Origin of the sequence: Streptomyces sp. NPDC053542 (genome assembly GCF_044544685.1) — a bacterium.
Taxonomy (GTDB): domain Bacteria; phylum Actinomycetota; class Actinomycetes; order Streptomycetales; family Streptomycetaceae; genus Streptomyces.
The window spans coordinates 343,660-363,345 of record NZ_JBITXL010000006.1; the positions used below are offsets into that span (position 1 = coordinate 343,660).

General features: G+C 71.9%; 19 protein-coding genes. 6 read left to right on the forward strand and 13 right to left on the reverse strand.

Annotation, left to right across the window (positions count from 1 at the left end):
- Nucleotides 1-105: 105 nt before the first annotated feature.
- Complete coding sequence (locus tag ACIGXO_RS19325; protein WP_399787926.1) at nucleotides 106-1,437, forward strand: serine hydrolase domain-containing protein; 1,332 nt, start codon at nucleotides 106-108, stop codon at nucleotides 1,435-1,437.
- 62 nt (nucleotides 1,438-1,499) lie between these two features.
- On the opposite strand, the gene ACIGXO_RS19330 is transcribed toward ACIGXO_RS19325, so the two are convergent.
- Complete coding sequence (locus tag ACIGXO_RS19330) at nucleotides 1,500-3,206, reverse strand: glycerol-3-phosphate dehydrogenase/oxidase (protein WP_399787929.1); 1,707 nt, start codon at nucleotides 3,204-3,206, stop codon at nucleotides 1,500-1,502.
- 209 nt (nucleotides 3,207-3,415) lie between these two features.
- Between ACIGXO_RS19330 and ACIGXO_RS19335 the strand changes: the two genes are divergently transcribed.
- The gene (locus tag ACIGXO_RS19335) at nucleotides 3,416-4,663 is read left to right on the forward strand and encodes a nucleotide sugar dehydrogenase (RefSeq protein WP_399787932.1); all 1,248 of its coding nucleotides are present in this window, start codon (nucleotides 3,416-3,418) and stop codon (nucleotides 4,661-4,663) included.
- Between the two features lie 53 nt (nucleotides 4,664-4,716).
- Here ACIGXO_RS19335 and ACIGXO_RS19340 read toward each other — a convergent pair whose 3' ends face one another.
- From ACIGXO_RS19340 to ACIGXO_RS19355, 4 genes are all read right to left on the reverse strand, one after another.
- Nucleotides 4,717-5,826 carry a GuaB3 family IMP dehydrogenase-related protein gene (locus ACIGXO_RS19340; RefSeq protein WP_399787935.1) on the reverse strand — a complete coding sequence of 370 codons (1,110 nt, stop codon included), beginning with the start codon at nucleotides 5,824-5,826 and terminating at the stop codon, nucleotides 4,717-4,719.
- A 114-nt stretch (nucleotides 5,827-5,940) separates the two neighbouring features.
- Entirely contained in the window at nucleotides 5,941-7,440 is a 1,500-nt protein-coding gene (gene guaB / locus ACIGXO_RS19345; protein WP_399787938.1) for an IMP dehydrogenase, read from the reverse strand.
- Between the two features lie 173 nt (nucleotides 7,441-7,613).
- Entirely contained in the window at nucleotides 7,614-8,189 is a 576-nt protein-coding gene (locus ACIGXO_RS19350) for a sigma-70 family RNA polymerase sigma factor (RefSeq protein ID WP_030262963.1), read from the reverse strand.
- Between the two features lie 372 nt (nucleotides 8,190-8,561).
- Nucleotides 8,562-9,173, reverse strand: coding sequence for a response regulator transcription factor (locus tag ACIGXO_RS19355; RefSeq protein ID WP_003948568.1), 612 nt, complete (start codon nucleotides 9,171-9,173; stop codon nucleotides 8,562-8,564).
- Nucleotides 9,174-9,561: 388 nt separating this feature from the next.
- Between ACIGXO_RS19355 and ACIGXO_RS19360 the strand changes: the two genes are divergently transcribed.
- Complete coding sequence (locus tag ACIGXO_RS19360) at nucleotides 9,562-9,891, forward strand: WhiB family transcriptional regulator (RefSeq protein WP_399787942.1); 330 nt, start codon at nucleotides 9,562-9,564, stop codon at nucleotides 9,889-9,891.
- A gap of 92 nt (nucleotides 9,892-9,983) precedes the next feature.
- Here the strand turns inward: ACIGXO_RS19360 and ACIGXO_RS19365 are convergent, their stop codons facing one another.
- Nucleotides 9,984-10,895, reverse strand: coding sequence for a LysR family transcriptional regulator (locus tag ACIGXO_RS19365; protein WP_399787944.1), 912 nt, complete (start codon nucleotides 10,893-10,895; stop codon nucleotides 9,984-9,986).
- A 184-nt stretch (nucleotides 10,896-11,079) separates the two neighbouring features.
- On the opposite strand from ACIGXO_RS19365, the gene ACIGXO_RS19370 reads away from it, so the two are divergent.
- Nucleotides 11,080-11,853 carry an SDR family NAD(P)-dependent oxidoreductase gene (locus tag ACIGXO_RS19370; protein WP_399787947.1) on the forward strand — a complete coding sequence of 258 codons (774 nt, stop codon included), beginning with the start codon at nucleotides 11,080-11,082 and terminating at the stop codon, nucleotides 11,851-11,853.
- Between the two features lie 72 nt (nucleotides 11,854-11,925).
- Here the strand turns inward: ACIGXO_RS19370 and groL are convergent, their stop codons facing one another.
- Together groL and groES are read right to left on the reverse strand one after the other, a co-directional pair.
- Nucleotides 11,926-13,551, reverse strand: coding sequence for a chaperonin GroEL (groL, locus tag ACIGXO_RS19375; protein ID WP_399787950.1), 1,626 nt, complete (start codon nucleotides 13,549-13,551; stop codon nucleotides 11,926-11,928).
- A 129-nt stretch (nucleotides 13,552-13,680) separates the two neighbouring features.
- The gene (groES, locus tag ACIGXO_RS19380; RefSeq protein ID WP_019329594.1) at nucleotides 13,681-13,989 is read right to left on the reverse strand and encodes a co-chaperone GroES; all 309 of its coding nucleotides are present in this window, start codon (nucleotides 13,987-13,989) and stop codon (nucleotides 13,681-13,683) included.
- A 275-nt stretch (nucleotides 13,990-14,264) separates the two neighbouring features.
- On the opposite strand from groES, the gene ACIGXO_RS19385 reads away from it, so the two are divergent.
- On the forward strand, nucleotides 14,265-15,461 hold the full coding sequence (locus ACIGXO_RS19385; protein WP_399788501.1) for a methyltransferase domain-containing protein: 1,197 nt from the start codon (nucleotides 14,265-14,267) through the stop codon (nucleotides 15,459-15,461).
- A 17-nt stretch (nucleotides 15,462-15,478) separates the two neighbouring features.
- Here the strand turns inward: ACIGXO_RS19385 and tsaD are convergent, their stop codons facing one another.
- The 3 genes from tsaD to tsaB are packed head-to-tail and all read right to left on the reverse strand — an operon-like array spanning nucleotide 15,479 to nucleotide 17,815.
- Complete coding sequence (gene tsaD, locus ACIGXO_RS19390) at nucleotides 15,479-16,612, reverse strand: tRNA (adenosine(37)-N6)-threonylcarbamoyltransferase complex transferase subunit TsaD (protein ID WP_399787953.1); 1,134 nt, start codon at nucleotides 16,610-16,612, stop codon at nucleotides 15,479-15,481.
- Complete coding sequence (rimI, locus tag ACIGXO_RS19395) at nucleotides 16,605-17,075, reverse strand: ribosomal protein S18-alanine N-acetyltransferase (protein ID WP_037799185.1); 471 nt, start codon at nucleotides 17,073-17,075, stop codon at nucleotides 16,605-16,607. The genes tsaD and rimI overlap by 8 nt, the downstream gene beginning before the upstream one ends.
- A gap of 50 nt (nucleotides 17,076-17,125) precedes the next feature.
- Nucleotides 17,126-17,815 carry a tRNA (adenosine(37)-N6)-threonylcarbamoyltransferase complex dimerization subunit type 1 TsaB gene (gene tsaB, locus ACIGXO_RS19400; RefSeq protein WP_399787957.1) on the reverse strand — a complete coding sequence of 230 codons (690 nt, stop codon included), beginning with the start codon at nucleotides 17,813-17,815 and terminating at the stop codon, nucleotides 17,126-17,128.
- A 119-nt stretch (nucleotides 17,816-17,934) separates the two neighbouring features.
- Here tsaB and ACIGXO_RS19405 point away from each other — a divergent pair, with 119 nt between their 5' ends.
- Entirely contained in the window at nucleotides 17,935-18,525 is a 591-nt protein-coding gene (locus tag ACIGXO_RS19405; RefSeq protein WP_399787960.1) for a hypothetical protein, read from the forward strand.
- Nucleotides 18,526-18,645: 120 nt separating this feature from the next.
- Here ACIGXO_RS19405 and ACIGXO_RS19410 read toward each other — a convergent pair whose 3' ends face one another.
- Nucleotides 18,646-18,912 carry a hypothetical protein gene (locus ACIGXO_RS19410; protein WP_399787963.1) on the reverse strand — a complete coding sequence of 89 codons (267 nt, stop codon included), beginning with the start codon at nucleotides 18,910-18,912 and terminating at the stop codon, nucleotides 18,646-18,648.
- A gap of 135 nt (nucleotides 18,913-19,047) precedes the next feature.
- Nucleotides 19,048-19,566 carry a tRNA (adenosine(37)-N6)-threonylcarbamoyltransferase complex ATPase subunit type 1 TsaE gene (tsaE, locus tag ACIGXO_RS19415; RefSeq protein WP_399787966.1) on the reverse strand — a complete coding sequence of 173 codons (519 nt, stop codon included), beginning with the start codon at nucleotides 19,564-19,566 and terminating at the stop codon, nucleotides 19,048-19,050.
- Nucleotides 19,567-19,686: the final 120 nt, after the last annotated feature.

Here is a 19,686-nt window from a genome sequence, read left to right on the forward strand (position 1 = left end):
CCCTCATCCGTGGCGGTGGGGAAGGCCCGGGGCCAGGAGGAGTACGCGCTGGGCACCCGTCATGATGGGCCCGACGACCGGGAGTCCCGATTGACCTTGCGATCCGTGAATTTTAGCCGCGCGACGGCGCTGGCGGCGGCCTTCGGCGTGCTGCTCACGGCCGGGTGTGCCGCCCGTGACCGCGCTCCGGCGCACTCGGCTGCGCTGGATGCGCCCGGCGCGCGCCACTCCGCCAAGCCGCGTCCCGGTACACGTACGCCACCGCCCGCACCCCGTACGCCGCGCCCGGATGCGCGCCCCTCGCCGTCCGAGCGGCACGCGCCGCCCCGCACCCCGAGTACGCCGCGCAAGCCCGGCACACCGAAGGACACGGCGCACGCACCGAAGCCCGCGACCGCGCGGGCGGTCCGCGCGCTGGCGGACGGGGAGGCACCGGGCGCCGCAGCACTGACGACCCGTGACGGCCGGACGTACGCCTCGGGGTTCGCCGCGGCGGGCGTGGCCGACCTGCGGACCGACCGGCCCATCACGCCCGCCGACCACTTCCGCGCGGGCAGCCTCACCAAGACCTTCATCGCCACGGTCGTGCTGCAGCTGACCGCCGAGGGCCGGTTCTCCCTGGACGACACCGTCGGCCGGCTGCTGCCGGACCTCGCCCCCGGCCGTACGGACCCGCGCGCGGTCACCGTCCGCGAACTGCTGGACCACACCAGCGGCCTGTACAACTACACCGCCGACCCGGTGCTGTCGCGGGAGCTGCACGGCGCCGGCTTCACCGCGCACCGCTACGACACCTACACGCCCGACGCGCTGGTGCGGACGGCGCTCGCCCATCCCCCGGAGTCCGACCCCGGCGCCCAGTACGCGTACTCCAACACCAACTACCTCGTACTGGGGCAGATCATCGAGGCGGTGACCGGGCACTCGTACGCCGAGGAGGCCGGGCGCCGGATCATCGCGCCGCTGGGGCTGTCGGGGACGTCCTTCCCCGGGACCGACCCGCGGCTGCCGCGGCCGTACGGGCGCGGGTACTCGCAGGTGGGCGAGGAGCGCGTGGACAGTACGACGCTCGATCCCAGCCGGGCGGGTGCGGCGGGCGAGCTGGTCACGACACTGGGTGACCTGAATCGTTTCTTCGCGGCGCTGCTCGGCGGCCGGCTGCTGCCACCCCGTCAGCTCGCCCAGATGCGGGACGAAAAGTACACGAACGGGGTGTACGGGCTGGGCCTCTACGGGACCCGGCTGCCGTGCGGTGTGACGGTATGGGGCCACGACGGCGACATCAACGGCTCGTACGCGCGGACCGCGGCCACCGAGGACGGCAGGCACGTGCTGACGCTGCGGCTGAACACGGACCAGCCGGACGCGCCCCGGCGGATAGAAGCCCTGCTGACGGCGGAGTTCTGCCCCGGGGGCCCACGGACCCCCGGGGCGTGACACCGTCCCGGCCGGGACGGACCGGCGTCACGCCCCGGGGCGGCCCGGGGCGTGACGCGCCGCTACCGCGACACGATGTCCGGCGCGCCCAGCCGGGCCGCGTCCGCCGTCAGGTCGTCCGGCTGCCGCTGGGACTCCCGCTCGGCCTCGACGCGCTTCTCGTAGTGCTCGATCTCCCGGTCGATCTGGTCCTGTTCCCAGCCCAGCGCGGGCGCCATCAGCTCGGCGACCTCGCGGGCACTGCGGGTGCCCCGGTCGAAGGTCTCGATGGAGATCCGCGTGCGCCGGGTCAGCACGTCGTCCAGGTGGCGGGCGCCCTCGTGGGTGCAGGCGTAGACGACCTCGGCGCGGAGATAGTCGTCGGCGGCCGCCAGCGGAGCGCCGAGTGACGGGTCGTCGGTGATCAGCTCCAGTACTTCCTCCGCCAGCGAGCCGTAGCGGTTCAGCAGATGCTCTATCCGGGCGACGTGCAGGCCGGTGCGCGCCGCGATGTGCGCCCGCGCGTTCCACAGCGCCTTGTAGCCCTCCGCGCCCACCAGCGGCACGTCCTCGGTCACGCAGTCCGCCACCCGCTGGTCCAGCCCGTGCACCGCCTCGTCCACCGCGTCCTTGGCCATGACCCGGTACGTCGTGTACTTGCCGCCCGCGACCACGACCAGGCCCGGCACCGGGTGCGCGACGGTGTGCTCGCGCGACAGCTTGCTCGTCGCGTCCGACTCGCCCGCCAGCAGCGGCCGCAGACCCGCGTACACGCCTTCCACGTCGTCCCTGGTCAGCGGGGTCGAGAGGACGGAGTTGACGTGTTCGAGGAGGTAGTCGATGTCGGCGCTGGAGGCGGCCGGGTGCGCCTTGTCCAGATCCCAGTCGGTGTCGGTGGTGCCGATGATCCAGTGCCGTCCCCAGGGGATGACGAAGAGCACGCTCTTCTCCGTGCGCAGGATCAGCCCGGTCGTGGAGTGGATGCGGTCCTTCGGTACGACCAGATGGATGCCCTTGGAGGCGCGGACGTGGAACTGGCCGCGCTCGCCGATCAGGGCCTGGGTGTCGTCGGTCCACACGCCCGTGGCGTTGACGATCTGCCGGGCGCGCACCTCGTACTCGCCGCCGGCCTCCACGTCCTGCACCCGCGCGCCGACCACCCGCTCGCCCTCGCGCAGGAAGCCGACGACCCGCGCCCGGTTGGCCGTGTGCGCCCCGTAGGCGGCGGCGGTGCGCACGATGGTGGCGACATACCGCGCGTCGTCCATCTGGGCGTCGTAGTACTGCAACGCGCCGACAAGCGCGTCCTTCTTCAGGCAGGGCGCGACCCGGAGCGCACGCCCGCGCGAGAGATGACGGTGCGCCGGGAGTCCGCGCCCGTGCCCCGAGGAGAGCGACATCGCGTCGTACATCGCCACGCCCGTGCCGGCGTACCAGCGCTCCCAGCCCTTGTGCTGCAGGGGATAGAGGAAGGGCACCGGCTTCACCAGATGCGGCGCGATCCGCTCCAGCAGCAGCCCGCGTTCCTTCAGCGCTTCCCGTACGAGCGCGAAGTCCAGCATCTCCAGATAGCGCAGCCCTCCGTGGATCAGCTTGCTGGAGCGCGATGACGTGCCCGAGGCCCAGTCCCGCGCCTCGACCAGGCCCGTGGACAGTCCGCGCGTCACCGCGTCCAGTGCGGTGCCGGCGCCGACGACGCCCCCGCCGATGACCAGCACGTCCAGCTCGCGTTCCGCCATCCGTGCCAGTGCTCCGGCGCGCTCGGCCGGTCCCAGTGTCGCTGTCCTCACCACTGCCTCCCGCTTCGGTCGGTGCTGTGATCGGTGCCACACCCCGTTGTTGATTCTGTCCGGAGCAGGCCGGGCCAGCCACCCTCCGCACACTGACCGGTCGGGAAGACGCCACTCCGCACCCTTGATCCGCCAATCCCCATTCTGGGTCAAATGTCGGCTTAGTCTACTTATGCGCTACCTGGAATCGCTCGGGAAGGACGGCCAGAATGCCCGCAGACCTCGCCGTCATCGGACTCGGCCACATCGGCCTCCCCCTCGCCCAGGCCGCCGTCGCCGCCGGCCTCGGCACCCTCGGCTACGCCCCCGAACCGCACACCGCCGCCGGCCTCGGCGCCGACGGCCCGCTCTCCCCCACCGAAGTGCGCCGGCTGCTCACCGCCGGCTTCCGCACCACCACCGACCCCGCGGTGCTCGGCCGGGTCCGTACGGCCGTCATCTGCGCCCCCACCCCGCTCGGCGAGGACCGCGCCCTGGACCTGCGCGCGGTGGCCGAGGCCGCCCGCACCCTCGCCGCACATCTGCGCCCCCACACCACGGTGATCCTGGAGTCCACGGGGTACCCCGGGACCACCGAGGAATTCCTCCGTCCGCTCCTGGAAGCGGGTTCAGGGCTCACCGCGGGGCGCGACTTCCACCTCGCCTGCTCCCCCGCCCGGTACGACCCCGGCAACCGCCGCTACGGCCACGCCAATACGCCCAAGGTCATCGGCGGCCTCACCCCCGCCTGCACCGAAGCGGCCGCCGCCTTCTACGGCCGGCTCACCGACAAGGTCGTCCGCGCCCGCGGCCCCAAGGAGGCGGAGACCGCCGGACTCCTGGAGACCAACTACCGGCACGTCAACATCGCCCTGATGAACGAGATGGCCGTCCTCTGCCACGACATCGGCGTGGACCTCTGGGACGTCATCCGCTGCGCCGAGACCAAGCCCTTCGGCTTCCAGGCGTTCCGCCCCGGCCCCGGCGTCGGCGGCCACGCCGCGCCCATCGACCCCAACTGCCTCGCCCACAAGCGCCGCTCCCCCGGCTACCCGCTCCGCATGGTCGAGCTCGCCCAGGAGGTCAACGGCCGGATGCCCCGGTACGTCATCCAGCGCTGCGCCACCCTCCTGAACGAGCACGGCAAATCGGCGCGCGGCGCACGCGTGCTGCTGCTGGGCGTGACGTACAAGCCGGACATCGGCGACGAGGAGGGCTCACCGGCCCGCGAGATCGCCTCCCGCCTCCTGGAACTGGGCGCCCATCTCACGTACCACGACCCGTACGTCCCCCAGTGGCAGGTACTGGGCCGCCCCGTCCCGCGCGCGGACTCGCTGTACGAGGCCGCCTCGGCCGCCGACCTCACGCTGCTGCTCCAGCACCACCGCACGTACGACCTCCAGGGCCTGGCCGTGAAAGCCCAGCTGCTGCTGGACACGCGCGGCGCGACCCCGACGGGCGCGGCCCACCGCCTGTAACGCGAAGGGGCCCCGCCGCGCCGGCAGGGCCCCTTGCACACGAAGTACCGCGATCACGCGCGGACGGTCACCTCGACCCGCTGGAACTCCTTCAGGTCGGAGTAGCCGGTCGTCGCCATCGCGCGGCGCAGCGCGCCGAAGAAGTTCATCGAACCGTCCGGGGTGTGCGACGGGCCGAGCAGCACCTCCTCGGTCGTGCCGACCGCGCCCAGGTCCATGCGCTTGCCGCGCGGCACGTCCTCGTGGACGGCCTCCATGCCCCAGTGGTGGCCGCGGCCCGGCGCGTCGGTGGCGCGGGCCAGCGGGGAGCCCATCATCACGGCGTCCGCGCCGCAGGCAATGGCCTTGGGCAGGTCGCCGGACCAGCCCACGCCGCCGTCGGCGATGACGTGGACGTACCGGCCGCCGGACTCGTCCATGTAGTCACGGCGTGCGGCCGCGACGTCCGCGACGGCGGTGGCCATCGGGACCTGGATGCCCAGGACGTTACGGGTGGTGTGCGCGGCGCCGCCGCCGAAGCCCACCAGCACGCCGGCCGCGCCGGTACGCATCAGGTGCAGGGCCGCGGTGTAGGTCGCGCAGCCGCCGACGATGACCGGGACGTCGAGCTCGTAGATGAACTGCTTGAGGTTCAGCGGCTCGGCGGCGGAGGAGACGTGCTCGGCGGAGACGGTGGTGCCGCGGATCACGAAGATGTCCACGCCCGCGTCCACGACGGCCTTGGAGAACTGGGCGGTGCGCTGCGGGGAGAGCGCGGCGGCGGTGACCACGCCGGAGTCGCGCACCTCCTTGATGCGCTGGCCGATCAGCTCTTCCTTGATCGGGGCCGCGTAGATCTCCTGCAGACGGCGGGTCGCGGTGGCCTCGTCCAGCTCGGCGATCTCCGCGAGCAGCGGCTCCGGGTCCTCGTACCGGGTCCACAGGCCCTCGAGGTTGAGCACGCCCAGGCCGCCCAGCTCGCCGATGCGGATGGCGGTCTGCGGCGAGACGACGGAGTCCATCGGGGCGGCCAGGAACGGCAGCTCGAAACGGTAGGCGTCGATCTGCCAGGCGATCGAGACCTCCTTCGGGTCACGGGTCCGCCGACTCGGTACGACGGCGATGTCGTCGAAGGCGTACGCCCGGCGGCCGCGCTTGCCGCGCCCGATCTCGATCTCAGTCACTGTGTGGCCTTTCCTCTGTGTCTGCCGTTCCAGTATCCCTGACATGCCGGAGCCCGCGGACGGCTGTCCGCGGGCTCCCCCTCAAGCCGTGGTTCCGGAACCGGGCCTACCCGCTCAGCGGGCGTTGTAGTTCGGTGCCTCGACCGTCATCTGGATGTCGTGCGGGTGGCTCTCCTTGAGGCCCGCCGAGGTGATCCGGACGAACCGGCCCTTCTCCTGCAGCTCCGGGACCGTCCGGCCGCCGACGTAGAACATCGACTGGCGCAGACCGCCGGCGAGCTGGTGGACGACGGAGGAGAGCGGGCCGCGGTACGGGACCTGGCCCTCGATGCCCTCGGGCACCAGCTTCTCGTCGGAGGCGACGCCCTCCTGGAAGTACCGGTCCTTGGAGAAGGACTTGCGGTCGCCACGGGTCTGCATCGCGCCGAGCGAACCCATGCCGCGGTACGACTTGAACTGCTTGCCGTTGATGAACATCAGCTCGCCCGGGGACTCCTCGCAGCCGGCGAGGAGGGAGCCGAGCATGACCGTGTCGGCGCCCGCGACCAGGGCCTTCGCGATGTCACCGGAGTACTGGAGGCCACCGTCGCCGATCACCGGGACGCCCGCCGCCTTGGCCGCGAGCGACGCCTCGTAGATCGCGGTGACCTGCGGGACACCGATGCCGGCGACGACGCGGGTGGTGCAGATGGAGCCGGGGCCGACGCCGACCTTGATGCCGTCCACACCGGCGTCGATGAGCGCCTGGGCGCCGTCGCGGGTGGCGACGTTGCCGCCGACGACGTCGACGGAGGAGTTCGACTTGATCTTGGCGACCATCTCGCCGACCAGCCGGGAGTGGCCGTGCGCGGTGTCCACGACGATGAAGTCCACGCCGGACTCGATCAGCGCCTGGGCCCGCTCGTACGCGTCACCGGCCACGCCGACGGCCGCGCCGACCAGCAGCCGGCCCTCGGAGTCCTTGGCGGCGTTCGGGTACTGCTCGGCCTTGACGAAGTCCTTGACCGTGATCAGGCCCTTGAGGATGCCCGAGTCGTCGACCAGCGGCAGCTTCTCGATCTTGTGGCGGCGCAGCAGCTCCATGGCGTCCACGCCGGAGATCCCGACCTTGCCCGTGACCAGCGGCATCGGCGTCATGACGGCACGGACCTGACGGCTGCGGTCGGTCTCGAAGGCCATGTCGCGGTTGGTGACGATGCCGAGCAGCTTGCCCGCCGCGTCGGTCACCGGGACACCGCTGATACGGAAGCGCGCGCACAGGTCGTCGGCCTCGGCCAGCGTGGCGTCGGGGTGCACCGTGATCGGGTCCGTGACCATGCCGGACTCGGAGCGCTTCACGAGGTCGACCTGATTGGCCTGGTCCTCGATGGAGAGGTTGCGGTGCAGCACGCCGACGCCGCCCTGGCGGGCCATCGCGATGGCCATCCGGGCCTCGGTGACCTTGTCCATCGCCGCGGACAGCAGCGGCACGTTCACCCGGACGTTCTTCGAGATGTACGAGGAGGTGTCGATCTGGTCGGGCGCCATGTCCGAGGCGCCCGGCAGCAGCAGCACATCGTCGTAGGTCAGCCCGAGTGTCGCGAATTTTCCGGGCACTCCGTCGACGTTGGTCATGACACCTTCCCAATGGCCTTGATCAGTGCGGATGTCCATGCTAACGGGAATGGCCGGTGGCTCATTCCACGAGCAAGATCACCTGCATTCTTTGTGCGTTCACACGGACGGCGCCGCGCCCCACGAATCAGGGCGCGGCAGCCCACCCCCTCCGCTGCGGGAGGGGGCGACGCCTACTGCTCGGCGAGCGCCCGCAGCCTGCTGAGCGCGCGGTGCTGCGCGACCCGCACAGCGCCCGGCGACATCCCCAGCATCTGCCCCGTCTCCTCGGCCGTCAGCCCGACGGCCACCCGCAGCAGCACCAGCTCCCGTTGGTTCTCCGGCAGGCTGGCCAGCAGCTTCTTGGCCCACTCCGCGTCGCTGCTGAGCAGCGCCCGCTCCTCGGGCCCGAGCGAGTCGTCCGGCTGCTCCGGCATCTCGTCCGAGGGCACGGCCGTGCTGCCGGGGCCGCGCATCGCGGCCCGCTGCAGATCGGCGACCTTGTGGCCGGCGATCGCGAAGACGAACGCCTCGAACGGCTTGCCGGTGTCCCGGTACCGCGGCAGCGCGCAGAGCACCGCCACGCAGACCTCCTGCGCGAGGTCCTCGACGAAGTGGCGAGCATCACCCGGCAGCCTGGACAGCCGCGTACGGCAATAGCGCAATGCGAGCGGGTGCACGTGCGCGAGGAGGTCGTGCGTGGCCTGCCGGTCCCCCTCGACGGCACGTGCGACGAGCCCGCCGATCTCCTGGGTCCCGTCCTCGCGCATCGGTCCATGGTGCCTTGGTGCCGCGCGGTTCGCGGCATCGCCCCCGTAGTTGTGCACCGAAGTGTTATGCGTCGGTGTGCCAGCACTCACGTCCCACGCCTCCCCCTTTCGGGTGTTGCCCATGCCGGACCCGAGACGTCGCCCATGGCGTTCTTCGGCGCCGTGGGGCACCGGGCAGGGCATGTCCGTCATGAGGTCTCTTCTGGCCGAGTGAGAAGCCCCGGCCCTGGAGCCGGGGAGGAGTCACACCTCAAGCATGCGGCATCGCGTGAGGTTTCGGCGCCGGACGGCGGCACAACGGGGCCGTGGCACGCGCCACCCCGACGGGAGTTACGCGCGCCGCGGCCCCGCTGCGCCCTCGGGGCCAACCGCTCAGCGGACCAGGCCCCAGCGGAAGCCGAGTGCCACCGCGTGTGCGCGGTCGGAGGCGCCGAGCTTCTTGAAGAGACGCCGGGCGTGCGTCTTGACCGTGTCCTCGGAGAGGAAGAGCTCGCGTCCGATCTCGGCGTTCGACCGGCCGTGGCTCATGCCTTCCAGCACCTGGATCTCACGCGCGGTGAGCGTCGGCGCGGCGCCCATCTCGGCGGACCGCAGCCGGCGCGGGGCGAGGCGCCAGGTCGGGTCGGCGAGCGCCTGGGTGACCGTCGCGCGCAGCTCGGCGCGCGAGGCGTCCTTGTGCAGATAGCCGCGGGCGCCGGCGGCGACGGCGAGCGCCACCCCGTCGAGGTCCTCCGCGACGGTGAGCATGATGATCCGGGCGCCCGGGTCGGCGGACAGCAGCCGGCGCACGGTCTCGACGCCGCCGAGGCCGGGCATCCGTACGTCCATCAGAATCAGGTCCGAGCGATCGGCACCCCAGCGGCGGAGGACTTCCTCGCCGTTGGCCGCGGTCGTCACGCGCTCAACACCGGGGACGGTCGCAACCGCCCGACGGAGCGCCTCTCGGGCAAGCGGGGAGTCGTCGCAGACGAGGACGGAAGTCATGGCCGTCCTCCGCAGCTGATGCGCGTCACGTTGTGCCTCCAGGCTGGTACGTATCGTCACCTGTGCGATTGACGGCCTCGGACACCTGCCCGGGGAGTCCCTCTGTCAACCGCTTCCGCACTCTCAACGACGGTCACCCGAAAGAGTTACGGGCTGAGGAGCCGTTTTCGACACTCTATGTGAGGGGCCGGACACGCAGCAGCAAGACCCGCGCCCCCTGCCGCTCCACTTCTTCTCGCGAGGGCTCTATGCCCTGTTTGGTGGCTTTTCTTCCGTTTGCTAGTTATCTGGGGCAAGATTCGAGATGAGTCATATTTACATCTGCTTAGACGGTAGATGTACGGTCTTGAACAGGAGCCCGTACCGCCACGCTTCGAGGGGACTAGCAATGGCAGATTTCTCCCGCCTTCCGGGCCCGAATGCGGACCTCTGGGACTGGCAGCTGCTCGCCGCCTGCCGCGGCGTGGACAGTTCGCTCTTTTTTCACCCCGAGGGTGAACGCGGCGCGGCCCGCAGCGCGCGTGAGACGTCCGCGAAAGAGGTCTGCATGCGCTGCCCTGTACGCGCCGAATGCGCGGCCCACGCCCTGGCCGTACGCGAGCCGTACGGCGTGTGGGGCGGACTGACCGAGGACGAGCGGGAAGAGCTGATGGGCCGGGCCCGGCACCGCCTGGTACCGGCCGGCGGCTCCAATCCGGCGACGCTGTACAGAGGCTGATGCCGTACACCCGAACAGGCGTAACGTTTCTGCGCCGCCGCGAGCCCGCTGTGCGGCGGCCGGTACCGCGGGGAGAGCGGTACCGGTGAAGGTCAGCGACGGCCCGCGGCCGCCAGCTGGTCGAGCATGGCCGCCACGGCCGGGACCTGCGCCAGGTCCGGCAGCGTGAGCGCCACGATCTCGCGCTGCACGACCGGCTCCAGCCGGATCGTGCGCGCCCCCTTGTGCCGTACCGAGGCGAGCGCCAGCTCCGGGAGCGCGGCGACGCCAAGACCCGCGCCGACCAGCCCGATCACCGCCGGGTAGTCATCGGTGGCGAAGTCGATGCGCGGCGTGAAACCGGCGCGCTCGCACACCGAGACCAGGTGGCGGCGGCAGCGCGGGCAGCCCGCGATCCACGGCTCCGCCGCCAGCTCGGCGAAGCCCGCCTTCGCTTCGTCGGCGAGCCGGTGCTCCTCGGGCACCAGCCCCACCAGCCGGTCCGTGAGCACCCGGCGCACGACCAGGTCGTCCCACTCGGACTCGGCGGCCGGATCGGCGCCCGGCACCTCCGGGTACCGGAAGGCCAGCGCGATCTCGCAGTCGCCGCCGCGCAGCATCTCGATGGAGCGCGGCGGCTCCGCCTCGTCCAGCGAGACCGCCGTACCGGGGTGCGCGGCGCGCATCGCGGCCAGCGCGGTCGGCACCAGCGTGGAGCTGCCCGAGGGGAAGGACACCAGCCGGACCCGTCCGGCGCGCAGTCCGGCGATCGCCGCGACCTCCTCCTCGGCGGCGGTGAGCCCGGCGAGGATGCCGGCGGCGTGCCGCACGAGGGCCTGGCCCGCTTCGGTGAGCCGCATCTCGCGGCCGGTACGGATGATCAGCGGCGTGCCCGCCGACTGTTCGAGCGCCTTCATCTGCTGGGAGACGGCGGGCTGGGTGCAGCCGAGCTCGCGCGCGGCGGCGGAGAAGGAACCGGTCCGCGCGACGGCGCGCAGCACGCGGAGATGACGGGCCTCGATCATGTCTTAAGCATAAGCACTACTTGGGGCGAGCTCGGATAATTCACTCACCCCTTTGCCGCGCTACCGCCGAAACCGTCTGCCGTCACCTGCGCCGTACGGCGGTCCCGGCCGCCGGACATTCGGCGCGAACCCCACCATGAGTGGGCCGGATGTGAGCGGTTCGCCGTGCCGATAGCGTTCTCTTATGACGACTGCATTGGTCACGGGAGCGACGGCGGGCATCGGGGCGGCGTTCGCGCGCCGGCTGGCGGCAGACGGACACAACCTGGTGCTGGTGGCCCGTAATGAGGAGAGGCTGCGCGAGCACGCGGCCGAGCTGCACGACCGGCACGGCATCGAGGTCGGTGTGCTGGTCGCCGACCTGGCGACGGAGGAGGGCATCACGGCCGTCGAGGAACGGCTCGCGGACCGCAAGAACCCGGTGGACCTGCTGGTCAACAACGCGGGCTTCGGCAACAAGGGCGAGTTCCTCGAAGTGCCGATGGCCGACGAGCTGACGATGCTGAAGGTGCACTGCGAGGCGGTGCTGCGGCTGACCTCGGCGGCGGTGAAGGGGATGCGCGAGCGGCGGCGCGGCGGCGTGGTCAACGTCGCCTCGGTCGCGGCGTTCGTGCCGCGCGGCACGTACGGCGCGAGCAAGGCGTGGGTCGTGCAGTTCACCCAGGGCGCGGCGCGTGACCTGGCGGGGAGCGGGGTGCGGCTGATGGCCCTGTGCCCGGGCTTCGTCCGTACCGAGTTCCACGAGCGCGCGGGCATGGGCACGGACAACATCCCCGGCTGGATGTGGCTGGACGCGGACAACCTGGTGGACGCCGCGATGAAGGACCTGGCCCGCGGCCGTTCCCTCTCCATCCCCGACCCGCGCTACAAGGCCCTGATGGGCGTCGTGAAGCTCGCCCCGCGCAACCTCCTGGGCGGCGTCACGTCGCGGACGGGACGCAAGTACGGGCCGCAGTAACCCGCACGGACGGAAAAGCCCGAGGCCCGGCTCCCCATCGGGGGGCCGGGCCTCGGTGCGGAGTCAACTCACTCAGTGGGAGTGACCGTGGCCGTGGCCACCGGCCTCCGGCTCCTCCTCCGCCGGCTTCTCGACGACCAGGGTCTCGGTCGTGAGGAGCAGGGAGGCGATGGAGGCGGCGTTCTCCAGGGCGGAGCGGGTGACCTTGACCGGGTCGATGACGCCGGCCTTCACCAGGTCGCCGTACTCGCCGGTCGCGGCGTTGAAGCCGTTGCCCTTGTCGAGCTCGGCGACCTTCGAGGTGATGACGTAGCCCTCGAGGCCCGCGTTCTCGGCGATCCAGCGCAGCGGCTCGACGGCGGCGCGGCGGACGACGGCGACACCGGTGGCCTCGTCGCCCTCCTTGCCGAGGTTGCCCTCGAGCACCTTGACGGCGTGGACCAGAGCGGAGCCACCACCGGAGACGATGCCCTCCTCGACCGCGGCGCGGGTCGCGGAGATGGCGTCCTCCAGACGGTGCTTCTTCTCCTTGAGCTCGACCTCGGTGGCCGCACCCACGCGGATGACGCAGACGCCACCGGCGAGCTTGGCGAGGCGCTCCTGGAGCTTCTCGCGGTCCCAGTCCGAGTCGGTGGTCTCGATCTCGGCCTTGATCTGCGCGACGCGGGCCTGCACGTCCTCGGCCTTGCCGCCGCCGTCGACGATGGTGGTGTCGTCCTTGGTGACGGTCACGCGGCGGGCGGTGCCCAGCACGTCCAGACCGGCCTGGTCGAGCTTGAGGCCGACCTCCTCGGCGATGACGGTCGCACCGGTGAGGGTGGCCATGTCGCCGAGCATCGCCTTGCGGCGGTCACCGAAGCCGGGGGCCTTCACGGCGACGGCGTTGAAGGTGCCGCGGATCTTGTTCACGACCAGGGTCGACAGGGCCTCGCCCTCGACGTCCTCGGCGATGATCAGCAGCGGCTTGGAGCCACCGGCCTGGATGACCTTCTCCAGCAGCGGCAGCAGGTCCTGGATCGAGGCGATCTTGCCCTGGTGGATCAGGATGTACGGGTCCTCGAGGACGGCCTCCATCCGCTCCTGGTCGGTGACCATGTACGGGGAGAGGTAGCCCTTGTCGAAGGCCATGCCCTCGGTGAAGTCGAGCTCCAGGCCGAAGGTGTTGGACTCCTCGACGGTGATGACACCGTCCTTGCCGACCTTGTCCATCGCCTCGGCGATGAGCTCACCGACCTGCTTGTCCTGGGCGGACAGGCCGGCCACGGCGGCGATGTCCTCCTTGGAGTCGATCGGGCTGGCGATCGCGAGGAGGTCGTCGGACACGGCCTTGACGGCGGCGTCGATGCCCTTCTTCAGGGCGGCCGGGGAGGCACCCGCGGCGACGTTGCGCAGGCCCTCGCGGACCAGCGCCTGGGCCAGGACGGTGGCGGTGGTGGTGCCGTCACCAGCGATGTCGTTGGTCTTGGTCGCCACCTCCTTCACCAGCTGGGCGCCGAGGTTCTCGTACGGGTCGTCGACCTCAACCTCGCGCGCGATGGTGACACCGTCGTTGGTGATCGTGGGGGCGCCGAACTTCTTGTCGATGACGACGTTGCGGCCCTTGGGGCCGATCGTCACCTTGACCGTGTCGGCAAGCTTGTTGACGCCGCGCTCGAGGGCGCGACGGGCGTCCTCGTCGAACTTCAGAATCTTCGCCATGAGTTACGTGTCCTTAGTCGTACTCTCAACGAAATGCGCCCCTGCCCCGGGTGGTGAGACGCGGGAACCAGGGGCGCAGATCAGAACAGCTGGGGTGAAGCGTCGGCCTGGGAAAACCCAGGTTCCGGCTTACTTCTCGACGATCGCGAGAACGTCGCGGGCCGAGAGGACGAGGTACTCCTCGCCGTTGTACTTCACCTCGGTGCCGCCGTACTTGCTGTAGAGCACGACGTCGCCGACGGAAACGTCGAGCGGAAGACGGTTACCGTCCTCGAAGCGGCCCGGGCCCACGGCCAGGACAACGCCCTCCTGGGGCTTCTCCTTGGCGGTGTCCGGAATGACCAGGCCCGAGGCCGTGGTCTGCTCGGCGTCGAGCGGCTGGACCACAATGCGGTCCTCGAGCGGCTTGATGGCAACCTTGGAGCTGGCGGTCGTCACGATCCGACCTCCCCCTTCGGAGATCTCACGGGGTTAACTGTCTGAGGTGGCGACCAGGTCGATCCGTCGTCGCGGGTGCCGGACCTGCCCGTCGCGCGTAGCTTTTGCTCGCTCTCCGGGCATGCGCCCGGTCGGCTCGCTGTTTGGCACTCTCCAACGGGGAGTGCCAGCGCCGAGACTATGACGCGGTTAGCACTCGGTCAAGCGGAGTGCCAACGTGGCTCCAAAAGAGATCCATGACCTGTCCGGTCGGCAGTTCCGTGACCTGCCCCAGAATGGGCCGGGTGAACCCTCTCGACGCCTTCTCCGCGCTGCTCACCGACGAGGGCCGGGCCCTGCTGGCCGGCCTCCGCGACCACGACCCCGCCCAGGAACTCGCCACCGCCACCCGGTTGCGCCGCGAGCACCCGGCCGAGCTGGTGTCCGCGGCCCTCGGGCAGGCCCGGCTGCGGCAGCGGGCGGTCGCGAAGTTCGGCGCCGAGGACGCGTACCGGATGTTCTTCACCCCGAACGGCGTCGAGCAGTCCACCCGCCGCACCGTCGCCGTGCACCGCGCCGCCCGCCTCGCGGAGCTGGGCGTACGCAGCGTCGCCGACCTGTGCAGCGGCATCGGCGGCGACGCGATCGCCTACGCGCGGGCCGGCATCCGTGTCCTGGCGGTGGACCACGACCCGCTGACGGCGGAGGTGGCGCGGGCGAACGCCGAGGCGCTGGGGCTCGCGGACCTCATCGAGGTGCGGTGCGCCGACGTCACGGAGATCGACACGAGCCCGTACGACGCGGTCTTCGTGGACCCGGCGCGGCGGGGCGGCCGGGGCCGGATCTTCGACCCCGAGGCGTACTCTCCGCCGCTCTCCTGGGCGATCGAGGCGGCCCGCAAGGCGCCCCGCGCCGCGCTGAAGATCGCGCCCGGCATCCCGCACGAGGCGATCCCCGAGGACGCCGCCGCGGAGTGGATCTCGGACGGCGGCGACGTGAAGGAGGCCGTGCTCTGGTTCGGCACGGACCCGGGATCGGTACGGGCGACCCTGCTCCCCTCCGGCGCCGCGCTGCACACCACGGCGCCGCTCCCCGACCCGCCCGTGCGCCCGGTGGGCCGCTACCTCTACGAGCCGGACGGCGCCGTCATCCGCGCGCACCTGGTCGCGGAGGTCGCGGACGGGCTGGACGGCGGCCTGATCGACGAGACCATCGCGTACATCACCGCCGACGAGCTGCGCCCCACCCCGTACGCCGCCGCCTACGAGATCACCGACGAGCTGCCCTTCAACCTGAAGAAGCTCAAGGCACTCCTCCGGGAACGCGAGATCGGCGTGCTGACGGTCAAGAAGCGCGGCTCCGCGGTCGAGCCGGAGGAGATCCGCCGCAAGGTGAAGCTCCGCGGCCCGAACGCGGCCACGGTGCTCCTCACCCGCGTCGCGGGCGCCCCGACGATGCTCGTCGGACAGCCCGCGAAGCCCGTCAGCGGCTGATCACGAGTACCGGCTGATCAGGAGTACAGGTTGTCCTTGCTGACCTCGTGCACGTGATCGTGACCGTGGTGGTGGGAGTGCGGGACGCCGTGCCGGTGCTCGTGGCCCGGGGCCGGCACGTGCGGCTCGGTGACCGGGAGGGAGGAGTCGGCGGACAGCTCCCAGGCGGAGTGCGGGCGGTTCCGGGCGACCATCTCGGCGCCCAGGGCCGCGACCATCGCGCCGTTGTCTGTGCACAGCTTCGGGCGCGGCACGCGCAGCGTGATGCCCGCGTCCTCGCAGCGCCGCTCGGCCATCGCGCGCAGCCGCGAGTTGGCCGCGACGCCGCCGCCGATCATCAGGTGGTCCACGCCGTGGTCCTTGCAGGCCCGGACGGCCTTCCGCGTCAGCACGTCCACGACCGCCTCCTGGAAGGACGCGGAGACGTCGGCCACCGGCACCTCCTCACCGGCCGCGCGCTTGGCCTCGATCCAGCGGGCCACCGCGGTCTTCAGGCCGGAGAAGGAGAAGTCGTACTTCGGGTCGCGGGAGCCGGTCAGGCCGCGCGGGAACGCGATGGCCTCCGGGTCGCCCTCGCGGGCCATCCGGTCGATGACCGGGCCGCCGGGGAAGCCGAGGTTCAGCACCCGCGCGACCTTGTCGAACGCCTCGCCCGCCGCGTCGTCGATGGTCGAGCCCAGCGGCCGCACGTCGGAGGTGATGTCCGGCGCGAGCAACAGCGAGGAGTGGCCGCCGGAGACCAGCAGCGCCATGGTCGGCTCGGGCAGCGCGCCGTGTTCGAGCTGGTCGACGCAGATGTGCGAGGCGAGGTGGTTGACGCCGTACAGCGGCTTGCCGAGGGCGTACGCGTACGCCTTGGCCGCCGAGGTGCCGACGAGCAGGGCGCCGGCGAGGCCGGGACCGGCCGTGACCGCGATGCCGTCCAGGTCGGAGGCGGCGACGCCGGCCTCCTTCAGGGCGCGCTGGATCGTGGGGACCATGGCCTCCAGGTGGGCGCGGGAGGCGACCTCGGGGACGACGCCGCCGAAGCGGGCGTGTTCGTCGACGCTGGAGGCGACCGCGTCGGCCAGGAGGGTGTGGCCGCGGACGATGCCGACACCGGTTTCGTCGCAGGAGGTCTCGATGCCGAGGACGAGCGGTTCGTCAGCCATTGATCGGTGTTCCTTGTACGAGGGATTCGGTGGTGTAGCGCATGACCAGCGCGTCGACGTTGCCCGGCTGGTAGTAGCCGCGGCGGAAGCCGATCGGCTCGAAGCCGAAGCGTTCGTACAGGCGCTGGGCCCGGTGGTTGTCGACGCGTACTTCGAGGAGCACTTCGTGGCACTCGAAGGTGTGGGCGGCGGTGAGCAGGTCGGTCAGCAGCCGGCCGCCGAGCCCGGAGCCCCACTGGTCACGCGCGGTGGCGATGGTCTGGACGTCGCCGGTGCCGTCCACGGCGGCGAGGCCGCCGTAGCCGACGAGCCGGCCGTCCCGCTCGGCGACGGTGTAGTGCCGGTTGGCGCCGGGCCCGCGCGCGTGAGCCAGCTCGGACCAGAACATGCCCCGGGACCAGGCGTCCTCGGGGAACAGTTCCTCCTCCAGCGCCAGCACCGGCTCGATGTCCCACCAGCGCATCTCGCGCAGCGTGGCGGCGGGCTCCGTGGCGGACCGGGCAGCGTGGGCGGTCACTTGGGAGTGACCACCTTGTAGTTGGCCGGCACCTGGGCGTCGGGGCGGCGCAGGTACAGCGGCAGCGGGGGCAGCAGCTCCTCGCCGCGGGCCAGCTTCTCGGCGGCGAGCGTGCCGAGGGCCGCGGCGGACTGGTACTCGGGCCCGTCCGTCCGTACGCCGTCGAACGTGTCGGCGTACAGGAGGGCGCCCGCGCCCACGGCCGGTACCCCGGCGACCTGCTCGGCGATGTCGGCCGGGCGGTCGACGGCGGGGTCGGTCAGCCGGGTACGGAAGTCCGCGTACCGGGCCCAGTAGACCTCCTTGCGGCGCGCGTCCGTGGCGACCACGAACGGCTCCTCGATCCCGGAGGCGTACGCGAGGCCGTCCAGCGTGCACAGGCCGTGCACGGGCACGTCCAGGGCGGCGCCGAAGGTGGCGGCGGTGACCAGGCCGACGCGCAGGCCCGTGTACGGGCCGGGGCCGACGCCGACGACGATGTCCGTCACCGCGTCGAGCTTCAGGCCGGCCTCGCCGAGCACCCGGTCGACGGCGGGCAGCAGCAGTTCGCCGTGGCGGCGCGCGTCCACCTCGCGCGCCTCGGCGAGCACGCGGGGAGCGGCCGCGCCGCCCTCCGGGGCGGGGTCGCAGCTGAGCAGGGCGGCGGAAACGGCGGGGGTCGCGGTGTCAAGGGCAAGCAGCAGCACGCCCTCAAGACTACGGCGCGGCGGGCACCGCCCTGCCGGGTACCGCACTCGCCGGTAGGCTGCGCGCGGGGACTTCGGACTTCTGACGCGTACGGACCGTACGGAAAGGTGGCACGGCGGTGGCCGCTAGGAGCAGCTCGATCGTGACGGCTCTCACTGTGGCCGCGCTGGCCGCGGTCGGCTTCCTGGCCTTCCAGGCGTCGGCGGAAGCCGGCGGCACGCTGGAGCCGGTCCGGTCGGCCAAGGGCGGCGCCGTGGCCTCGCCCGCGCCGTCGGGACACCGGGCGCCCAAGGAGTCGGCGGCGGAGAAGCAGCGGCGGGAGACCGCGGTACCGGCGCACTCCGGTACGGGCCAGCGGGTGGTGTACGCGCTGGACGCCCGGCGGGTGTGGCTGGTCGGCCCGAAGGACCAGGTCCTGCGCACGTACGAGGTCGTGCCGAGCACGGTCAGCCCGGCGCCGGGGGCGTACACGGTGACCACGCGCTCCGCGAGCGTGACCGGCTCCGACGGCATTCCGATCGAGAACGTCGTGCGGTTCGCGACGGTCGACAACGTCGTGGTCGGCTTCAGCGCGGCGGTCGACGGCTCGATGCCGCGGCCGGGCACGCCGCAGAAGCAGAAGACGGGCGGCATCCGCGAGAAGCGGGCCGACGGCGCGGCGATGTGGAAGTTCGCGACGATCGGCAAGAAGGTCGTCGTCGTTCCGTAGCCCGCACGCGGCTCGCCCGCACCCGTACGGCGCAGCGCACGGACGCGGGCTGACGAATCACTCGTACGGACTACGGGCCGTCGCGGCCGCCGGTGGACGGCTCCCGGAGCGCGTGCCGCGTTACGCGGCGTCGCGGCCGCTGTTCGGCAGGCGGGTGTCCGGGCGGGTGTCCTCGATCACGGGCTCGGCCCCGGACTCCTCGGTGCGGTCCTCGTCGGCGGCCGGCGCCTCGGGGGCGTCCGCCGGCGGCGTGGAGACCGCGGTGGCGGCCGCGCAGGACGCCAGGAGCTCGTTCATCGTCGGCCCGGGGCCGTCCTCGCGCCGGAACGGAGACGGTTCGCTGTCGTCGCGGCGGGCCGCCGCGGCGAGGGACTGGTGGGCCGACATGGATGCCTCCCGGGAATCCTGGGGCGAGCGGGCATGGTTAGGTAGACCTAACCGGCTCTCTCCCTCCATGTGACCACGCCCGGCACCACCGGCGCAACATCTTGCCGACGGCTTGTCGGAAACTACGGACTCCGCTCAGACCTCCTGCAGCAGGCTCAGGTCGCAGCCCGCCCAGCGCTCGCCCACGCCGGTGACGGTGACCTCGCGGACGTCGTCCTCGGCGTCGCCCGCGGCCGCCGCTGCGCCCACGGTGCGCGCGATGACCACGTGCAGCCGGTCCTCGGACAGCTCCTCGACCTTGCCCTCGCCCCACTCCACGACCACCACCGACTCCGGCAGCGAGACGTCGAGGTCGAGGTCCTCCATCTCGTCCAGGCCGCCGCCGAGCCGGTACGCGTCGACGTGCACCAGCGGCGGGCCGACGTGCAGGGAGGGGTGCACGCGAGCGATGACGAAGGTCGGCGAGGTGACGGCGCCGCGTACGCCCAGGCCCTCGCCCAGGCCCCGGGTCAGCGTCGTCTTGCCCGCGCCGAGCTCGCCGCTCAGCAGCACCAGGTCACCCGGGCGCAGCAGACCCGCGAGCCTGCGGCCCAGCTCCTGCATCCGGTCCGGAGTCTTGACGGTTACCTGCGTGATGGCGTCGGCGGTGCTCATGCCGCCGATGGTACGAGCCCCCGCCCCCACCGTGCGCCACCGTGGCCCGCCCCCTCTTTCGGGTGCACCACCCGGCACCCGCGCATCGCCCCGCCCCACCCCTGGGTAACCCCCGAGGTG

Bases quoted from the DNA above. Each gene is read 5' to 3' on its own strand.
- ACIGXO_RS19355 (WP_003948568.1), bottom strand. From the start codon at position 9,173: ATGACTTCCGTCCTCGTCTGCGACGACTCCCCGCTTGCCCGAGAGGCG.
- ACIGXO_RS19350 (WP_030262963.1), bottom strand. From the start codon at position 8,189: ATGCGCGAGGACGGGACCCAGGAGATCGGCGGGCTCGTCGCACGTGCC.
- rimI (WP_037799185.1), bottom strand. From the start codon at position 17,075: ATGCGCTGGTGGGACATCGAGCCGGTGCTGGCGCTGGAGGAGGAACTG.
- tsaD (WP_399787953.1), bottom strand. From the start codon at position 16,612: ATGGCTGACGAACCGCTCGTCCTCGGCATCGAGACCTCCTGCGACGAA.
- groL (WP_399787950.1), bottom strand. From the start codon at position 13,551: ATGGCGAAGATTCTGAAGTTCGACGAGGACGCCCGTCGCGCCCTCGAG.
- ACIGXO_RS19385 (WP_399788501.1), top strand. From the start codon at position 14,265: ATGGGCCGGGTGAACCCTCTCGACGCCTTCTCCGCGCTGCTCACCGAC.
- guaB (WP_399787938.1), bottom strand. From the start codon at position 7,440: ATGACCAACGTCGACGGAGTGCCCGGAAAATTCGCGACACTCGGGCTG.
- tsaE (WP_399787966.1), bottom strand. From the start codon at position 19,566: ATGAGCACCGCCGACGCCATCACGCAGGTAACCGTCAAGACTCCGGAC.
- ACIGXO_RS19410 (WP_399787963.1), bottom strand. From the start codon at position 18,912: ATGTCGGCCCACCAGTCCCTCGCCGCGGCGGCCCGCCGCGACGACAGC.
- ACIGXO_RS19360 (WP_399787942.1), top strand. From the start codon at position 9,562: ATGGCAGATTTCTCCCGCCTTCCGGGCCCGAATGCGGACCTCTGGGAC.
- ACIGXO_RS19365 (WP_399787944.1), bottom strand. From the start codon at position 10,895: ATGATCGAGGCCCGTCATCTCCGCGTGCTGCGCGCCGTCGCGCGGACC.
- ACIGXO_RS19335 (WP_399787932.1), top strand. From the start codon at position 3,416: ATGCCCGCAGACCTCGCCGTCATCGGACTCGGCCACATCGGCCTCCCC.
- ACIGXO_RS19370 (WP_399787947.1), top strand. From the start codon at position 11,080: ATGACGACTGCATTGGTCACGGGAGCGACGGCGGGCATCGGGGCGGCG.